This is a genomic window from Rhodobacter sp. P2_H5 (assembly GCF_056403335.1).
Genome location: NZ_JBFUFS010000126.1, coordinates 1 through 670, shown reverse-complemented (window position 1 = coordinate 670; position 670 = coordinate 1). Strand labels below are relative to the sequence as shown.

Genomic DNA, 670 nt, shown 5'->3' with positions numbered 1-670 from the left:
GGCCAGTCTGGCCGGCAAGAAGTAGGTCCCGAAGGGTTCGGCACTTTGACCTGAATCCAGGAATTTCCAGGTGGCGGGCAAGCCCGCCCGTATTCATCATTTGCAGCGTTCTGCTGTTCCTTTCCGGCCCGAACCCCGCCAATCTTCTGGGACCCGCATCGCGGCACGGCTGGCAAGCGGTGGGCATTCTGTGACGGGGCAGGGCACCTGTCCTGGGTCAAAGCCCCATCCCCCGCTTCCATTCGCTGTCCTTGGTCTGATCCGTCTCTTTGACACTCAACCCCAGAGGGGTCGGCTACGCGGGCGTGCCGCCCTCGCGGATTTGGACGAGCCAAACGCACGAGGGTGATTGCAGATCCGGTCAGACACTTCGGGCGCCTGTCGCGCGGGGGATGGTCCTCCGCCCCAAGAAGACAGGAGCCACCCCATGTCCTACAAGGATGCCACCGCTTTCGCCGCCTCTCTCGCCGCCACGCTGATGGTCTCGATCGTCGTGTTCCAGGCCGGGGACGGCACACACGCAGCGATGCCGTCCGATGAATACGATGGCGACGAAGCTCTCGTCGCCCTGGAAATCGACCCCTGGCAATGAGGCGCGAAAGCGCCTCACCCCCCATCCGGGAGCGCTTACCAGCGCGCCCGTTCGGGGAAACGGCGCCGAACCGAGGGG

General features: G+C 64.8%; 1 protein-coding gene. It reads left to right on the top strand.

Annotated features, from left to right (window positions below; all coding sequences use genetic code 11):
- Positions 1-427: 427 nt before the first annotated feature.
- Positions 428-592 carry a hypothetical protein gene (locus AC1DVR_RS23905; protein WP_136905945.1) on the top strand — a complete coding sequence of 55 codons (165 nt, stop codon included), beginning with the start codon at positions 428-430 and terminating at the stop codon, positions 590-592.
- Positions 593-670 lie beyond the last annotated feature (78 nt).

Bases quoted from the DNA above. Each gene is read 5' to 3' on its own strand.
- AC1DVR_RS23905 (WP_136905945.1), top strand. From the start codon at position 428: ATGTCCTACAAGGATGCCACCGCTTTCGCCGCCTCTCTCGCCGCCACG.